Origin of the sequence: Vagococcus salmoninarum, from assembly GCF_003987495.1 — a bacterium.
Lineage (GTDB): Bacteria > Bacillota > Bacilli > Lactobacillales > Vagococcaceae > Vagococcus_D > Vagococcus_D salmoninarum.
The window spans coordinates 20,990-39,035 of record NZ_NGJU01000022.1; the positions used below are offsets into that span (position 1 = coordinate 20,990).

Sequence of the window (18,046 nt, forward strand, 5' to 3'; positions counted from 1 at the left end):
TCTCTTTTTTGCTTGTTTTATTGACCACACCAAGCAAAAACAATCGCTTTTTCCCCAATATGGGTGCCAACAACTGGCCCAATGTGACCAATTTCAATCTTAATACCTGGGTATTTTTCTTCCATTTCTTTTTTCTCTAATTCCGCAATCGCAATACTATTCGCGTGAATGATGAAAAATGTTAACTCATCTTTACTTTTTTTATAGCGCTTAGCCATCAAATCTTCCACTCGAGCTAACGCTTTTTTCGTTGAACGGATTTTTTCTGATAACACAATATCGCCATTATCAAATTTTAAGATTGGCTTAATTTTAAGTAAACTACCGATTAAAGCCGCCCCATTTTTAAGTCGGCCTCCTCGGACTAAGATTTTTAAGTCATCTACGACTAAAAAGGCTTCGGTATTCTCACGAATCTTTTCTAAACGTTTGAAAATATCTGCCACAGATTCCTCTGCTGCAATCATTTCTAGAGTCGTTTTTACCATATGACCCATCGGCATACTCGTAATTTTCGAGTCAAAAGGTAAGACTTCAATTTCTTCTATGCCTGGGGCCATAGATATTAAATTATTGACAAAGCCGGAAATCCCAGAAGACAAATGAATGCTTATGACTCGTTGATAGCCTGCTCTCGCAATCTCTTGATACATCTCTAAGACTTCACCAATCGAAGGTTGAGAGGTTGTTGGGAACTCTTTACTATTATTTAAAAGTTCGTAATAATCATTGGCTTCAATATCAATGCCTTCATTATAAATTTTGCCATCTAATATGACAGGAATTGGAATGACAAATAAATCTGGGTGATTTTTTAATTCTTCGGTTAAATAGGCGGTACTATCAGTCACAACTGCGGTTTTCATCTTTATACCTCACTTTATCTAATGGAAATTACTTTAACTATATCATAATTTTAGCTGACAAGAAATAACAACTACCTACTTATCAATGACTACTTAATTTAAAAAGTTTTTAATGGCTTGACTATTAACAGACTCATCAATTTCTAAGACACTCCCCGCATCTGGATAAGAATTGTAATCCCAAGAACCTTCAACTGGAACGACTAACTTGTCTAAAGGTTTCGATAAGCCAAATAAGAAATCTTTAACAATTCCTGGATAAATCTTAGCTGGAACGTTAGTTGAGGTGTAACCTTGAACTTTACCAATCGCTTCTGGCAAGTTGTGACTATTTTTTAACGATAGTCCTTGGTCAAAGATACCGTTAATGACTTGTTGTTGACGTCGCACTCGACCGAAGTCACCTTCTTCATCTTTTCTAAAACGAGAATATTGTAAGGCTAAGTGGCCGTCCATTCGTTGCAGCCCTTTTTTGATATCGTCGCCTTCGACTTCAAGGTCTTTCTCCGCATCAATTTCTAAGCCATTAGGAACTAAAGTGTCTATGACTTTCGGAAAAGAGCCAAAGTTAACAATGGCATAATACTCGACATCAATATCAAAGGTTGCTTTGATTGTTTGTCTAACGAGTTCTGGTCCGCCAAAAGAATACGCGGCATTGATTTTATTGTAGCCGTAGCCAGGAATATTAGCATAGGTGTCTCGCATAAAGGAAACGATTTTAGGGGTTTTATCTTTCTTGTTGTAATGAGCAATCATAATTGAATCTGAACGTCCCATATCGTCTCCCCGGGAGTCGCTCCCTAATAGTAGGACATTGATTGAGCCATCTTGACTCTTTTGGCCTGAAAAATCGGTAATTTCAATTTCCCCAAAGTCTTCGTCATTTTTGGCGACCCGGATCCCCTTATTGTATTCATAGAAACTAAAAGCAGCTAATAAAACGATTATTAATAAGAGCAATTTCCCAAAACTTTGAGCCACACTGCCCCGATGTTCTTTAACTTTTTTAGGTTTCTTAGGTTTTTTACCTTGTGGTGAATTGTTCAATCCTTCTTCATTTTTAGCGCCTGTTTGTTCTTCACTATGGAATCTTTCCATTCTTGACATACGTGTCACCTCGAATTTATTTTAAAACAAAATATCCTATTCTTCAGCATAGCTTAAATTCAAGTATTTGCAATGGTTTTTAGAGATTCTTATGGAATTTCTTATAAATTAAAAATAAGGTAGCTGATGAACGCTACCTTACTTCTTGACTAGTATAACTACCTAAGTCTTTAACAATGCCACCTAACAGACGAATTTCAGCTAAACTATTCGCGATTAAGCTATGATTATTTGGGGTTCTAACGATTTCTATCACAAAAAAATATTCTCCTAAGACTGTTTTTAAAGGCCGAGATTGAATTTTGCTTAAATTGATATCTCGCCAACTAAAAGCAGTTAAAACTTTTTGTAAAGCCCCTGGCAAGTTATTTGGCATTACTACACAGATTGATTGTTTCGTCTGAGCCAGATTTATTTCAGGTTTTGCTGAGGTTTTTTCAATAACCCAAAAAGAAGTCTTGTTATACCTTAAGTCTTGGATATCTTCTGCCAAAATTTTCACTTTGAACTCATTTTGACAATCCCGATGACCAATTGCCGCCGAGAATAAAGGTTCTTTACTACCAACTATTTCAGCCGCTAACGCCGTGGAATCCACGGTTTTCAGTTCTGCTTGAGGAAGCTGAGAATGTAAAAACTGTTGGGATTGGGCTAAGGCCTGAGGATGCGAATAGACGACTTTGATCTGATTTAATTCGTAATTCTGCTCTTGATTAATGAATAATTGCTGTAAAATCGGCATCACTACTTCTTCCTTGATTCCCAGTCCTTGGCTTTGAAAAAGATAATCAATGGTTCCATTAACGGTTCCTTCAATTGTATTCTCAATCGGTACGACGACTTGTGTCACTTCATCCTGCTCTAAGCCAGCTAAACAACTAATGATTGTCGGATAAGCTAGGTGTTCTGCCGTCGGTGCCAGTCTTTGGCTGGCAATCGAAGTAAATGAGCCTTTAGGTCCTAAATAGCCGATCTTCATCTGTCTCCCACCTTCCCTTTTAATTCACTGATAATTCGTGAAGCAACTTGACTAGGCGTTAAGTCATCTGTGTCGATTGTCAGCTGGCTCGCTTCTTGATATAACTTTTGACGACTGGCATGTAATTGATAAAAACTCCCTTTGTCACCATTGACTGCTAAAGGTCTAAGATTCATGTGATCTTTAGTCACTCGGTCATAGGCTGCTTGGCTGCTATTTTTTAAGTAGATCACACAGCCTTGTTTCTGAAGTAACTGACGATTTGCTGCTTCAACAACAATGCCACCACCTGTAGCAATAATCCCCGAATCTGCTAAGGCTTGTTTTAACACTTCTTGTTCCGCTACTCTAAAAGCAGCTTCCCCGTATTGGTTAAAAAACTCCGCCACAGAAAGCTGGTAAGTCTGTTCTAGTTTATGGTCAATGTCAGTCAACTCTAGTTCAAGTTTTTCGGCTAATAAGCGACCAACTGTTGTTTTACCGGCTCCCATAAAACCAATCAAAATGATTTCTGCCATATTAATTTCCTACTTTCACAAGACTAGCTAAGTCTGCATAAAAATTCGGGTAAGAGACAGCTACTGCCTCACTCTGAGCTAATCTGACTTCTCCTTCATTGACTAATAAAGCGGCAATCGCTAACATCATACCAATCCGGTGATCACCATAACTAGTCACCTCTCCTTGATGAAGTGGGGTTGGACCAGTAATAATCATCCCATCGGCAGTAATTTCAACTTGGGCCCCTAATTTTTTCAGCTCACAAGCTGTTGCATCAATCCGATTAGTTTCTTTAACTTTCAACTCTTCAGCATCTTTAATAATCGTTTGACCTTGACATTGAGTCGCTAACAAGGCGATTATTGGTAGTTCATCAATTAAGCGAGGAATAATCTCGCCGCCAATAGTGATGCCTTTAAGATTGCTGGAACTAACGGTAATCTCTCCTAGCTCATTTTGAGCATCAGTTAAATCAACGGCGATTTGACCACCCATGGCTTGAATCACATCAATAATTCCTGTGCGAGTCTGGTTTAAGCCGACATTCTTTAAGGTGATTTCGGAGTTTTCAAGGATTAAGCCTGCTACTAAAAAGAAAGCTGCTGAAGAAATATCCCCTGGTACGATGACTTCTTGACCGGATAATTTTTGGGGGCCTCGTAAGCTAATCTCTTTCCCTTGAACATTAATTTCGCCACCAAATTGACGAATCATCATTTCTGTATGATTTCTAGTTAGTTCTTTTTCATGAATCAGAGTTTGCCCCTCTGCGTGTAAAGCAGCTAATAAAATCGCTGATTTAACTTGAGCACTAGCCACTGGCATGTGATACGTAATTCCATGAAGGTGACTCGTTCCTTCTATAGTAATAGGTGGAAATTCTGTGCCTGCCGTTCCAAAACAAGTGGCGCCCATTTCTTGCAAAGGTAACATCACTCGTTTCATCGGTCGTTTAGCAATCGAGTCATCACCGAATAAGGTTGTCGTGAAATTAGCCCGACTTAACAACCCTAAACTTAAACGAATCGTTGTGCCCGAATTGCCAATATCAATGGCTTGACTAGGAGCTTTCAAGCCTTCTAAGCCTTGACCGTGAACCGTTATGACTTGGCCATCGTCATCAATTTTAACTCCTAAAGTTTCAAACATACTTTTTGTTGCTAAACAATCATCCGCTCTTAGGAAATCATGAATCACCGTTTTACCATGAGCCAAGGCACCAAACATAATGCTGCGATGGGAAATTGATTTATCCCCTGGTACTTTTAACTGCCCCTTGATTCCTTGAGCCTTTGTTTGTAATACTCGTAATTCACCATTACTTTTCATGGCAACGATAACCTCCTATAGTTTCTAAGTGTTCTTTCGCAATCATAACATCCCCAGCATACTTAAAAGTTAACTGTAAAGTACCGTAGATGTCTTCTCGATTTTCAATGATTTTTAAGTTAGTTAAAGATAAATCAGCCTCTGCTAAAATAGTCGTAATTTTCGCAATTTGACCAGCGTAATCTTGCACTTCAACTAATAAGTCGTTGAAACTAGCTAAGGCCCCAGCTTTCCGTTTTGGTAAGCTGTCCCGCTGTTCCTTAGCTTTTAAAAAGAATGAAAAGATCTCTTCTTCATTACCCGTTTCCAAAAAAGTCCGAATTTTGCTCATTTCTCCTTGCCAATCCTCAAGTTGCTTAATTAAAGGTTGACGGTTACTCATTAAGATATCCCGCCACATCAAGGGACTTGAAGAAGCGATTCGCGTAATATCACGAAACCCACCAGCCGCTAGTTGATTAACTAGTGGGTACTCTTTTGCAAAACCTTGTTGCTGATTGACTAAACTAGCCGCAATAATATGAGGCAAATGACTAACAACAGCCACCATCTCATCATGTTCTGGAGCTGTTAAGTAGATAAATTTACCACGAGTGCCACGGTATAATTCCCTTAATTGTGTCAACTCTCGTTCTTGGCCTTCATCAGCAGAGGTCAAAATAAAGTAAGCATTTTCGAATAAATTACGATCGGCAGCGATAAAGCCCGTTTTATGGGAGCCTGCCATTGGATGACCACCAATGAAGGTGACTAAAGGATTTTTAAGGCTTTTTGCCATCAACATAATTTCCATCTTCGTACTGCCAACATCGGTCACTAAAATCGGTTGAGTCAATGGTACATTGGCAAGCCGTTGTAAGTAACTCATGGCTTGTTTGACTGGTGTACATAAAATCACCATTTGGACTTCTTGGACTGTTTCTTCAAAATTTAGGGCAATCTTCGAAATAACCCCAGACTGTAAAGCTAATTTAAGGGATTCTTGGTTATTATCTAAGCCGTAAATGATCATTTCTGGAAACTCTTCTTTAATGTTTAAAGCCAGTGAGCCACCAATTAAACCTGTGCCTACTAGTAATATTTTTTTTATGTCAGTCACTTGAAGTGGCTCCTTTCTAGCTTAAAATAGGCGGACTTCTTCTCGGTAAGCAGTAACGGCTGCTTTCATCCGGCGGAAAGAGTCACTTTCAAACTTATCAAACATCGCTTGCATAATTTCCGTTGCCACGACTGCCTCAGCTACAACACTAGCTGCTGGCACAGCACAACTGTCTGACCGTTCAACACTAGCTTTGAAAATTTCTTTTGAATCGATGTCAACACTTTGAAGTGGTTTGTATAAGGTGGGAATCGGCTTCATCACGCCACGAACGACGATTGGCATACCATTTGTCATACCACCTTCAAAACCACCTAAGTTATTACTGCGACGAGTGTAGCCATTGGTTTCATCCCATAAAATTTCATCCATGACTTCACTACCTGGTAGGCGGGCAGCTTCAAAGCCAACGCCGAATTCTGCCCCTTTAAAAGCATTAATACTTGTAATGGCTTGGGCGATTTTGCCGTCTAATTTTTGATCCCATTGAGTGTAACTACCTAAGCCAACTGGCACACCGCCAATAATCACTTCAACGACACCACCAACTGTATTACCAGTTTTTTTAGCCTCATCAATCACAGCTTTCATGTCACTTTCAACTTTAGGATCAAGACATCTGACTTCTGACTTTTCCGACGTCTCACGGATTTCCGCCACAGTTAGTTCATCTGGGACAGTGCCACGAACCCCACCGATTTCAATGACGTGACCGGCAACTTCCACCCCTAATTCACTTAACACTTTTTTGGCGATTCCACCAATTGCAACTCGCATCGTTGTCTCTCTGGCAGATGACCGTTCTAAGACGTTTCGTAAGTCTTTAAAATCATATTTTATGCCACCGACTAAATCGGCATGACCTGGGCGAGGTTTGGAAACGCGACGCTTTTTCTTTTCTTTTTCCGTCACTGCTTCAATCGACATGACTGATTGCCAATTTTTCCAATCTTTATTTTCAACAACTAAAGTAATCGGCGAGCCTAATGTTTCGCCATGACGCACTCCAGAAGTAATTCTAACTTGGTCTTTCTCAATTAACATCCGACCACCACGGCCGTAACCAACTTGTCTCCGGGCTAATTCGTGATTGATATCTTCAACGCTTAAAGGAATTCCCGCTGGTAAGCCTTCAATGATTGTTGTTAACTCTGGACCATGGGATTCTCCTGCTGTAATAAATCTCATTTTATTGCCTCCTAATCGGACTTGTTAGTCGCTTATTTTAATTAAGTCTATAATAGTCATATTTTCTTTGATCTTTTGACCATTACCTTGAAATTGATAGCCAATTTTTTGATAAAGGTGAATAAGTTTACGCTCTTCTTTAATAGTATCTAGTTGCCACTCCTTAATTTCTGGGTAAGTCTTTTCAACTGCCAGCATCGCTATTTGACCGTAGCCTTTCCCTTGTTCAGTCGGTTTAATGAATATTGGGCCAATATGAGCAGTCCCTTCGCCTGTTTTAGTCACAACAACACCACCGATCGCTTTGTTTGAGCTAGTTATAAAATAAAATTTAGTTCCCTTTCTTTGATAACGCTGGCTAACCCGTTCTAAAGATTCGTTGCTAGGATTTGTTTCAAAATCTTGGTACTTAGTTAGTAAGTCTTGAAAACTAACTTTTTGAATTTGCCAAAATGTTGAAAGTTCCTCAACTTGGATTTGGACTAAATTAATTTTATGAACCATGTTTATTCACCTCTTTTTAAATAATCCACCATTTCTGCTGTTGCTAATTCAACTATTTTAGCTTTACCAAGTTCACTTAATAAAATGATTTTAATCTGTGAGCCACCAGCTTTTTTATCATGGGTAATCGCCTTAAATAACTGTTCCGGCTGCCAGTTTTCGGCTCTCGTTGGCAAACTAAATTTTACTAACATTTCTTTTAATTGAGCAGTTATACCTTGGGGCATTAAGCCTTTGCTTTCGGCAACTTGGCTAATTTGCACCATACCAATGGCCACGGCTTCACCGTGAGTGACAACGCCATAACCACTAGTATTTTCAATGGCATGACCGATTGTGTGACCAAAATTTAAGATTAAACGTTGGCCCGTATCTTTTTCATCTGTTTCAACTACGCCCCGCTTCACTCGGCAACAAGCTTCAATCACTTCTGTGCTGTGTGCCAATAGTTCTGCGGTTGAAGAAAAACTCTCTAATAACTGCCATAAAGCAATATCCGCAATCGCTGCGGATTTTACAATTTCAGCAATCCCTTCTTGAACTCGGCGAGGTTCTAATGTTTTTAAAGTAGCTGTATCAATTAAGACCCCATCAGGTTGAGCAAAAGTGCCAATTAGATTTTTGGCAACGGAACTATTTACGGCGGTTTTGCCACCAATGCTACTATCGACTTGGGCAAGTAACGTTGTGGGGACTTGTAAGAAATGTAAGCCCCGCATATACGTTGAAGCTACAAAGCCAGCTAAATCACCAACGACACCGCCACCTAAAGCAATGATGCCGTCTTTGCGAGTCATTTCCTCTGCGGCTAACCATTCATATAACTTTTCGGCATTTGCTAAACTTTTACTAGCTTCCCCTGGTTCAATCGCGTAAAGACCGACTTCAAAGCCACTTGCTTGCAAACTCTCAATCACTTGTTGACCATAAAGCTCTGAGACATTTCGATCGGTAATAATCATCACTTTTTGTTTGCTCCACAATTCCGCGACCCATGGGCCTAGCGAACTGAGTAAGTTCTCGCCGATTTTCAAAGTATATTGATGAGTGGGTAAAGTTACTTTTAAGTCCATCTGACTGCTCCTAAACTAATTTAATTTGATTGATTTGTGTCATTGCGGCTTCAATAATAGTGACTTGTTCCATCATATTTAAGTAGGTTTTTTCATTTAATGATTGTTGCCCATCTGACCAAGCTTTCGTAGGCTCAGGGTGGATTTCAACAATTAAACCATCTGCTCCCGCAGCAACCCCAGCAACTGCCATTTGTGGGACGTAATCCCAAACTCCAACACCATGACTAGGATCAACGATAATCGGAAAATGACTTAATTTTTTAATAACTGGGACAGCACTTAAATCTAAAGTATTACGGGTAGCTGTTTCGTAAGTTCGGATGCCACGTTCAACAAAAATAATTTTGAAGTTGCCTTGGTTAGCGATGTACTCGGCAGCGTTCAACCATTCATCAATCGTTCCTGAAATTCCGCGTTTTAAAGCTACAGGCATGCCAGTGCGACCAATCGCTTCAAGTAATTTGAAGTTTTGCATGTTACGGGCGCCGACTTGTAAAATATCTGTGTATTTACAGACTAATTCTAAGTTTGCTTCGTCCATGACTTCAGTAATCACTTTCATGTCGTATTTATCAGCAGCTTGACGAATGTATTGTAAGCCTTCTTCTTCTAAGCCTTGGAACGCGTATGGTGACGTTCTTGGTTTAAAAGCACCACCACGAAGGACTGTCGCTCCCCCAGCTTTAGCAATCCGGGCACATTCCATAATTGACTCTAACCCTTCAATCGAACAAGGGCCAGCCATCGTTACTAAACTGCCATCGCCGATTTTCAAGCCATCCACATCAACGACCGTATTCGTTGGGTGGAACTCACGACTAGTTAATTTGTAAGATAACGTGATTTTAACCGCTTTTTCAACACCTTCATAACTAGCAAATCCAATTTCTTGGGCATTCCGAGTATCCCCAATTAAACCAATAATGGTTTGTTCTTGGCCTTCACTTAAATGGACTTCTAACCCTTCTTTTTTGACTCTCTCTATAATAACTTTCACTTGGTCTTTCGTTGCGTTTGATTTCATAATTACGATCATTTGACTTTCCTCCATTAGTATCATTTTGATACTGTTTTATTTTATTTGATTTTTAACTGCTTCTTTGACTTCCTTAATAGGTAACTTCGTTTCTGTCCATAATTCAAAAGCACTGGCTGCTTGATGGATCAACATCCCTAGGCCATTAACTGTTAGGCAGCCTGCCTGCTTAGCTAAAGCCAGTAGCTTAGTCTCTTCCGGTTGATAAACAATGTCTGCCACAACTAGCTGGTCATGAAAATAATGAGTTTCACTAATTAGCGAGTCATCTTCATTAGGGCTCATGCCAACACTCGTTGCATTAACTAATAAGTGACTTTGAGCGATTGCATTTTTTAACAAGGCCTTTTCTTCTAAAGGGAGTAACGTAATCAGACAATTTGTGACTTGGCTAATTTTGTAAATTTTTTCTTTCACCTTATCAAAGTCCCCACCTTTACGTTTAAAGACGTAAATTTGTTTAACCCCATCTAAAGCGGCTTGGGCGATGATTGCTAACCCCGCCCCGCCAGTTCCTAGGACGGTGATCTTTTTACCAATCACTTCCACTTCGGCTTCTACTAAACTTGCCATAAACCCCATGCCGTCTGTGTTGTAACCAATCAATTGCCCCTCATGATGAACAATCGTATTAATTGATTCGACTAAATCAGCGGCTGCTGTCGTTTGATCAACTAATTCATAGGCTAACTGTTTAAGAGGCATGGATAAGTTGACGCCTAACATATTCAAGACTTTAATGCTTTCTAAGGCTTGTGGCAGTTCTTCTTGGCTAACATCAAAGGCTAAGTAAACACTGTCAATAGTCTTGTAAGTAAAACCAGTATTATGAATCAATGGTGACAAACTGTGTTTAATTGGTGTCGCCATGACACCTGCTAAGCGAGTTTCCCCTGTAATCATCTGCTTGCTCCTTGCTTGTGAATTATTTAATATAACTATTATACCTTATTTAGATAGCCTACTCTCTCTGATTGACTTTATTTTTTTCAAAAACAAAAGACGTCCACTGTCTAACTCTACAGTGGACGTCTTCCCCAAAAGTGTATGCGCAATACACTTAGATTCAAACATATAAAAAGCCACTGTAGATATTTCATCTCTGTGGCTTGGTCGTTAAAAATAATCCTTAGCCATCACAGATACAAACTGTTAGGTTTGTACCCATAATGTATTATGGCTACAAACTTATCTAAAATAGCTAAAGTAATAATTATTCAATTGTGTAATAGTTACGTGCTTTATCATAATTATAACTTCCTTTCGCTGTTCTTTAATAAGAATTGTTCTTAGTATAGCCTTAACTTTTTTTAATGTCAATCCTTTTTTGTTAAATTACTGTAATATTGAACAAGTTAACAAATAGATATGCCCAAACTAATCTTGAACTTTCCCCTCAGGCATTAAGAATAACATGACACCACCAAGGATAAATAAACAAATCAAACTTGCGATGCCATATTGGGATTTCCCTGTTAATTGGGTCATTACTCCAAAAATCAAGGGCCCTAAAACAGCTGAGAATTTACCGAAAATATTATAAAAGCCAAAAAATTCATTCGACCGTTCTTTAGGAATAATTCGGGCGAAATAAGAACGACTTAAGGCTTGAATCCCCCCTTGAGAACTCCCAACTAGTAAGCCTAGTAACCAAAAATGAATAGGTTTCGACATAAACATTGCCATAATACAAATGCCAATATAAACGACAATCGCTGTTAAAATCATTGGTTTTGTACCAAATAGTTTAGCTAAATAACTATATAAAATCGTAAATGGAAAAGCTACAATATTAACGACTAATAAAATAATAATTAAGGTCGTACTAGTAATTCCCATATCCATCCCAAAAGCGGTGGCCATTGTGAAAATAGTATCAACTCCGTCAATATAAAAGAAATACGCGATTAAAAAAAACATAATCTGACGATAGTCTTTAATGTCTTTCATCGTTTGCCCCAGCCGCTTCAAACTTGTTCTGATCGGTTGGGGGTCATGAGGGATGCCGTGAATCTGATGAACATTCTTGAAAAAAGGAATCGAAAAGACTGCCCACCACAAGGCTGTTAAGATAAAGCTTAACTTTGTTACTAGTTGAGTTCCTAAGAGATCAGCCCCAAATAGTTGTAAAATCATTACCACAATAAAAAGTAAGGCACTACCAATGTAACCAAAGCCATAACCGTAAGATGAGACTTTATCGTTTTGGTCGTCAGTCGTCACGTCGACTAAAAAGCCGTCATAAAAGACATTGGCACCGGAAAAACCGATATGGGAAATAATATAAACTACTAATAATGCTAACCAACTTTGATCTGGCACTAAAACTAAGGCCCCAGTTGTAATCATGCCACAGATGGCGAATAAACTAAATAATTTCTTTTTATACCCTTGATAATCTGCTAATGTTCCAAGAATTGGCGCCGCTAAGGAGACAATTAAAGTACCAATCGCCGAAGCATAGCCCCAGTAAGCAGTTGAGTTGGCATCTGAGATACCGGCATTGCCTGCCACAAATTTAAAATAAATAGGTAATAACGCTGTGACAATAACTAATGAATATGCTGAGTTAGCCCAGTCATACAGAATCCAGCTTTTTTCTTCTTTCGTAAATTTCATTTACTTCCACTCCTCTTTAGTCAAATATTTCTGAAACAACTTTACCAGCTGTCGTCTGAGGAAATGGTGGCAACTCTAAAATTGCGCCAAATGTTGGTCCTTCATCAACTAACTGCCCTTGTTCAATCTGATAATTTTCTTTAATTCCAGGACCCGCATAAACAATCGTTGTTGCATAATCTGGTTTTTGAGGAGAATAACCATGGACAGCCCGGTAACGATTAGTCGAACCAATCTCTGAAGGCAGGACACTTTCAACTACTGGCCCTTGGGCTTCATCGGTAAAATAATAGCCGGCCTGAGCTTCTACCATAAAAGTACAATTAGCTGGCCCCCCTTGGTGGATCACTTCTTCTGTTGTATAGATTTTTTCAATGCCTTCCACCCTTGCAATAACTTCCCGAATTTCTCGCGGCTCTACTGTAGCTGACTCTTGACAATAGATGTAAGTTGAACCATCCGCACTTTTTGCATAAACATCCCAATCACTTTTAGTCGTCTGATTCTTATTAGTTCGCTGCCACCCTCGTAGCCCAAACTCATAGTTTAAACGAATCATTTTAGTGACATCGATTTGGTAATGGTCTCCTAAAATAGCGAAAACCGTCTGATCGTATGTGCCAGCAACTTTAGTACTTTCAATAATTTCTTTGACTCGCTGATCTTGACGAACTAAAGCAGCTTGAGCTTCCTGAGAAGTAACACCATGTTCATGCCGTTGACTATCCATATCAACTAAATGAATCAAACTTAGATCTGGTTTCTTACTAACTAGCGTATCAACTGCACAAGCTGTCACAAAATCATCTAAGTAAGGTTGTTGAATGCCTTGTCTTAAATGACCAAAGCGACGATTCATATCGAATAAAAACCACGGTGAACTGGCTTGTAATGAGATTAAGACTTGATTTGTCCAAATGCGATTAGGAAAAATTTCAGCAATGTTATAAGTAATCGGACTTTTTGCTGTTACTGGCCATAAAAAAGCCGCCGTTGTTAAGCCTACTTGATGAGCTAAATCATACAAGGTCGGAACTTTGATTGCCTGATAGTACCAAAACCAATCTGGTGAAGTTTTCTGACTTTGAAGCTTCGTATTATTAATAATTCCATGTTTTAATGGGTACTCCCCAGTAATAATACTTGTGTGGGAAGGGTAAGTTAAAGTCGGATAAATACCTGTAACTGCTTTGATATGAGTCCCCTTTTTCAGTAATTTCCTCAATGTTGGTAAATGACTTAAATCACCACTTAAATCACTGGCCCCTAAGGCATCGATTGAAATAACAACTAATTTTTTGGACATTTTTTTCACCTGCTTTCTATCTACTATTATAGCAAACTCTTAAAAAAGACCACTACTTTTTCGCCTTGTTATATTATCGAAGACCTCAGCTAACTGAATATTGCCTAGCTGACTAACATAAAATAACTGAAATAAGAAAAAAGCAGACACTCATCACTAGTGAGTATCTGCTTTTGCTAAAGACGGGTTCCTTGAAAATTCGTTTATCTAATTTCGTATTCAATCCCTAAAGGGTCTTTCAGTCGGTTAGGTCCAATTTTAATTAACTCGTAAGTCCTGTCACTCACAGTCAGAAAAAAATGATTGTTTTTAGTTGTAATTTCAACATCATCATAAGTTTTTTCAAAAACTTCTTCAAATTCAGAATAATCATTTAAGCCAAGTTCGATCACAATCTGTTCTTGAATGTTTTTTAATTTTTCTGCTGATAAATTAGGGTTAGGCGGGGTATATGTTTTATAAACTCGCAGTTTCTGACCTTCAAAAATAAACATGCCTTGGGCTTGGGTCCGGCCATTTCTTAAGACTTGATAAATATGAGCATTGGCTAAGTCTTCCGCCACAGCCGGATAAGTCTCAAAACTTTCGATTGCAAATTCTTCAGAATCATTCGGTGACAACTGTTTACTTTCACGACAACTACTTAAAACAAGTAGTACCCCAAATAAAATAACTAGTTTATTCATAACCCACCTCCAAAAGATTACATTAATTATACCTTAAATGTGTTTTTTAGAAGTTATTTCTTTCAACATTGTCATCTTTTTTCAAAGTTTTTTAATAAAGCTTCCACGTCATAACTTAAAATACTTGTTAAATTTTCTGTGATTTTTTCAATTGGGTGATCCCACCATGCTAGTTCTTGTAATGTAGCGATTTTTTCTAGTGAAAAGCGCATTTTTAGCAAAGTTCCTGGATTTCCCCCTACGACTCCAAAGGCTGGTACGTCTTTAACGACAGTTGTATTGGCAGCAATAATCGCCCCGTTACCGATGGTGATCCCGGGCATAATCGTCACATTACGACCAATCCAAATGTCATTCCCTAAAACAGTATCCCCTTTATAGGGCAGTTGGGCTAACGTTGGCGTAGCCTTTTCCCAGCCATTGCCAAAAATATTGAAAGGATAAGTAGAGCCATCCATCCGATGATTGGCGCCATTCATCATAAACGTTACCCCACTGGCAATTGCGTTGAACTTACCGATCAGAAGTCGATCACCGATAAACTCATAATGATCAGTGATTCTTTCTGCAAAACTTTCACCAGCCTCAGCCGAATAATACGTATAGTCACCAATTTCAACGTTACTACGACTAACCATGTTTTTAGCAAATTGGAGATTTTGATTACCGGCTAAAGGGTATTTTTCATCAGGGTTTGGGCCATTCATTTACAACAACTCCTTAATATTTTTTAATTCTTCTAAGACTTTTTGAAATTCTTGATCTGCCACTTGATAAGCTGAGCTAGTGACTGGTTGACTTGACAACGTTGCTAAAAGTTCCGCTTTTTTAAATTCTAACAACATTTTATCTGAATTTGTCCCTGTTTGGCTCGTCACAGTTGGATCAATTAACTTCCCTTGACGAATTTCTAGAGTTCGTTGACTAACTTGTTCTCTAAAATACGGGTCATGGGAAACAACGATCAATGTTCCTTCGTAAGCTTTTAAGACTTTCTCTAACTGTTCCCGGGAAGGCAAATCCAAGTGATTAGTTGGTTCATCTAAAATTAAGACATTTTTTTCCTGAATAATATGGGCAACTAATTTTAGTTTAACTCGTTCTCCCATACTTAAATACTTTATAACGACTTGCCACTGCTCAATCTTAAACCCTAAGTTAACAAACAAGGTCTTTGCCTGACTTTCAGCTGAACGGGGAACATCTAAATAATCAGCAACTGTGACTTCCTCTGGTAAATCAAGAACCTCTTGACTTAAATAACCAATTTGAGCACTGGGCGAACGCCAGACACTGCCTTCAAAAGTTAATTCCCCTAATAAAATTTTAAGTAACGTACTTTTACCACTGCCATTATCCCCGATTATTCCAAGGTGATCCCCATATTGGACTGTCAACTGAGCATCCTCAAACAATTTTTTTGTCCCTAGACTTTTAGACAAATAGTTGACTAAGTAAAGTGGCCCTTGCTTTCGTTGGCCTTCAAGTAAGTTGAAGCTAACTTGGGCCTCATCTTTGACGCGCTCAACTGTTTTATCAGCTAAATCTGCCAACAAGCGTTTTTCAATTGACTTTCTTTGGCGGTCCATTTTTTTAGCTTTCATTCTAAAATATTCTTTTGACCCCATTTTTGACTCACTTTTATTCGGACTCGTTGACTCTCGGTGGGCTTTTTCCGACCAATTAGTCAATCGTGTCATCTCGCCTTGAATTTTTCTAATTTCCTTTTGTTGCTTACTAAACTCATTGGCTTGTTGAGCCCGCTCTTGCTCTCGTAGTTGTTTAAATTGGCTGTAATTGCCGGGGTAGCTAGTAACTACTTGGTCTTCAATCGACCAAATCTCTGTGGCAACTTGGTCTAAAAATTGCCGGTCATGGGAAACAACGACGACCGTCCCCCGGTAGTTTTGCAACTCGAGGACTAATTCTGACACGCTTTTTTCATCTAAATGGTTTGTTGGTTCGTCTAGTAATAATAAGGAACCAACTTTACCTAGGCCATTACTCAAGCGTTTTTTGAGTTTTTCGCCACCACTTAATGCGTCATAACCTTCTAAGCGTTGCCACTCTTTGATCTGACTGCCAACCCTATCACTGAAGCCACTGTCACCGATGGCTGCCACTTCTTGTTTTACGAGGATGATCTCTTCTGCCTTTAGTTCTGTTACTAACTTACCTTGATACCCTTCCTCTTCAAAAGCTAATAATGATAACAGAGTACTCTTACCGCTACCATTCCCACCGACAATCCCAATGATGCTTTCGCTTTTAATGACTAATTGTTCAATCTCGAAAATTTTCCGACTGTCTCTTTCTAGCTCAATCTTTTGTAATTTAACTAATTCTTTCATTAAATCAACTCCCTGATTAGGAAGAATCTTTCTAATATAAAAAATCCTTCCAATATTTTTGGAAGGATTAGTAGTTGCACGTAAATAAAGAGTTTAACCCCTTATTATTGTCTCATTGCTTTTTTAAAAAAGTGCACACTAATCCTATTGTTTTTATTTATTAAAATAAAATGGCTCAATAAGATTATATTTTCATGCACTGATACCTCGTTCTTTCATCTAATAGACATAGTATAGCAAAGATTAAGAGATTTGTAAAAAAACTTTCAAAGGAAAAAAATGTTACACTATTAACATAACATTCTAAGGAGGAGTTCCATGTTACTAATTATCAGTTTATTTCTCATCTTACCATGCTTTTTATTTTTGTATTGGTTTAACCAAAAACCAACAAGTCTTCTGACTGGTGGCTTTTTCTTATATTTACTTGGGGGGATTTTTTTAGTAACTGTCTTATTATTAGAAAAATTTAGCCAAAGCCTAGCTTTACTCCTAGCCTTGCCAGTCATTCTAGTCTTACTAGTATGTGGACTCTTTGGCATCTATGGCATAATTATTGCCTTATTTTGGAACGAAGGGGTCTTACTAAAACATGAACGGCCTTCTTTTAGTAATTTTTTACCTTTAATCATTGCCACCGCCTTAATCTTTTTTGAAATTAGCTTGTTTTTTGTGACAACTAAATTAAGTAACACTGTGATCTTAAGTTTATTCGGTTTCCTTAACTTGGCTGTTTTTTACTTTGGTTTCATTTTTATCTTATATAGCTTAACTTGTCTCCTTTTTAATCTCTTTCCACTCAATCAACCAGTTGATTACATTATCGTCTTAGGGGCTGGTTTAAATAAAGACAAAGTCACCCCTTTATTAGCTAGTCGTATCCAAGCTGCCATCACTCTTTATCACAAACAAGAAGAACGGTTCAATCATCAACCAACGTTGATTTTATCTGGGGGACAAGGGGCTGATGAAGAAATTTCCGAAGCTTTAGCCATGGCCAATTACATTCACGAAGAAGGTTACCAGTTAAATACCCTTCATTTAGAAGATAAATCGACAAATACTCGGGAAAATCTAATTTTTTCAGAAAAAATTGCTAGAGAACAGGACGGCATTTCGAGTTTTAAAAATAAACGTGTTGTTCTCGCTACAAACAATTATCATTTATTACGGGCTGGTAAATTAGCTGCTGAGCAAGGAATCAAAGTTCGGGGTGTCGGATCAAAGACCCGCCTCTACTACTTACCTACTGCCTTTATTCGCGAGTACGTTGGCTACTTAGTCATGACGAAGAAAAAACATCTCTGGGTAATCATTAGCTTATTTATCCTGTCACTAATCCCACTGCTGCTTACTTTATTGACTTAACCTTTCTGCGGAAAGGTTTTTTATTTTT

General features: G+C 38.5%; 17 protein-coding genes. 1 reads left to right on the top strand and 16 read right to left on the bottom strand.

All coding sequences use genetic code 11. The features are described from left to right. Positions 1-17 precede the first annotated feature (17 nt). The 16 genes from CBF35_RS12640 to abc-f all read right to left on the bottom strand — a co-directional run bounded on the left by CBF35_RS12640 (position 18) and on the right by abc-f (position 16,650). Complete coding sequence (locus CBF35_RS12640) at positions 18-866, bottom strand: DegV family protein (RefSeq protein ID WP_126781764.1); 849 nt, start codon at positions 864-866, stop codon at positions 18-20. 93 nt (positions 867-959) lie between these two features. Continuing rightward, complete coding sequence (locus CBF35_RS12645) at positions 960-1,976, bottom strand: LCP family protein (protein WP_244922603.1); 1,017 nt, start codon at positions 1,974-1,976, stop codon at positions 960-962. A gap of 133 nt (positions 1,977-2,109) precedes the next feature. Next, positions 2,110-2,955 carry a prephenate dehydratase gene (pheA, locus tag CBF35_RS12650; protein WP_126781766.1) on the bottom strand — a complete coding sequence of 282 codons (846 nt, stop codon included), beginning with the start codon at positions 2,953-2,955 and terminating at the stop codon, positions 2,110-2,112. Further along, positions 2,952-3,473, bottom strand: a complete 522-nt coding sequence (locus CBF35_RS12655) for a shikimate kinase (RefSeq protein ID WP_126781768.1) — start codon at positions 3,471-3,473, stop codon at positions 2,952-2,954. The genes pheA and CBF35_RS12655 overlap by 4 nt, the downstream gene beginning before the upstream one ends. Before the next feature lies 1 nt (position 3,474). After that, positions 3,475-4,785, bottom strand: a complete 1,311-nt coding sequence (gene aroA / locus CBF35_RS12660) for a 3-phosphoshikimate 1-carboxyvinyltransferase (protein WP_126781770.1) — start codon at positions 4,783-4,785, stop codon at positions 3,475-3,477. Beyond that, positions 4,775-5,884, bottom strand: coding sequence for a prephenate dehydrogenase (locus CBF35_RS12665; RefSeq protein ID WP_244922604.1), 1,110 nt, complete (start codon positions 5,882-5,884; stop codon positions 4,775-4,777). Before CBF35_RS12665 ends, aroA begins: the two co-directional genes overlap by 11 nt. 21 nt (positions 5,885-5,905) lie before the next feature. Then, entirely contained in the window at positions 5,906-7,072 is a 1,167-nt protein-coding gene (gene aroC, locus CBF35_RS12670) for a chorismate synthase (protein WP_126781772.1), read from the bottom strand. A gap of 24 nt (positions 7,073-7,096) precedes the next feature. After that, entirely contained in the window at positions 7,097-7,576 is a 480-nt protein-coding gene (locus tag CBF35_RS12675; protein WP_126781774.1) for a GNAT family N-acetyltransferase, read from the bottom strand. 2 nt (positions 7,577-7,578) lie between these two features. Continuing rightward, complete coding sequence (gene aroB, locus CBF35_RS12680) at positions 7,579-8,649, bottom strand: 3-dehydroquinate synthase (protein ID WP_126781776.1); 1,071 nt, start codon at positions 8,647-8,649, stop codon at positions 7,579-7,581. Between the two features lie 10 nt (positions 8,650-8,659). After that, positions 8,660-9,688, bottom strand: a complete 1,029-nt coding sequence (gene aroF / locus CBF35_RS12685; RefSeq protein WP_126781778.1) for a 3-deoxy-7-phosphoheptulonate synthase — start codon at positions 9,686-9,688, stop codon at positions 8,660-8,662. A 36-nt stretch (positions 9,689-9,724) separates the two neighbouring features. Further along, positions 9,725-10,591, bottom strand: coding sequence for a shikimate dehydrogenase (gene aroE / locus CBF35_RS12690; RefSeq protein ID WP_126781780.1), 867 nt, complete (start codon positions 10,589-10,591; stop codon positions 9,725-9,727). 474 nt (positions 10,592-11,065) lie between these two features. Then, positions 11,066-12,307 (bottom strand): MFS transporter, encoded by a 1,242-nt coding sequence (locus CBF35_RS12695; protein ID WP_126781782.1) that lies wholly within the window; start codon positions 12,305-12,307, stop codon positions 11,066-11,068. Between the two features lie 16 nt (positions 12,308-12,323). Continuing rightward, a complete protein-coding gene (locus tag CBF35_RS12700) occupies positions 12,324-13,613 on the bottom strand; it encodes an alkaline phosphatase family protein (protein ID WP_126781784.1) in 1,290 nt (429 codons plus the stop codon). A gap of 203 nt (positions 13,614-13,816) precedes the next feature. After that, positions 13,817-14,299, bottom strand: coding sequence for a hypothetical protein (locus tag CBF35_RS12705; RefSeq protein ID WP_126781786.1), 483 nt, complete (start codon positions 14,297-14,299; stop codon positions 13,817-13,819). Between the two features lie 71 nt (positions 14,300-14,370). Further along, a complete protein-coding gene (locus CBF35_RS12710) occupies positions 14,371-15,006 on the bottom strand; it encodes a Vat family streptogramin A O-acetyltransferase (protein ID WP_126781788.1) in 636 nt (211 codons plus the stop codon). Further along, a complete protein-coding gene (abc-f, locus tag CBF35_RS12715) occupies positions 15,007-16,650 on the bottom strand; it encodes a ribosomal protection-like ABC-F family protein (protein WP_126781790.1) in 1,644 nt (547 codons plus the stop codon). Positions 16,651-16,968: 318 nt separating this feature from the next. On the opposite strand from abc-f, the gene CBF35_RS12720 reads away from it, so the two are divergent. Continuing rightward, positions 16,969-18,018 (top strand): YdcF family protein, encoded by a 1,050-nt coding sequence (locus CBF35_RS12720; protein WP_126781792.1) that lies wholly within the window; start codon positions 16,969-16,971, stop codon positions 18,016-18,018. The last annotated feature ends 28 nt before the right edge of the window (positions 18,019-18,046 follow it).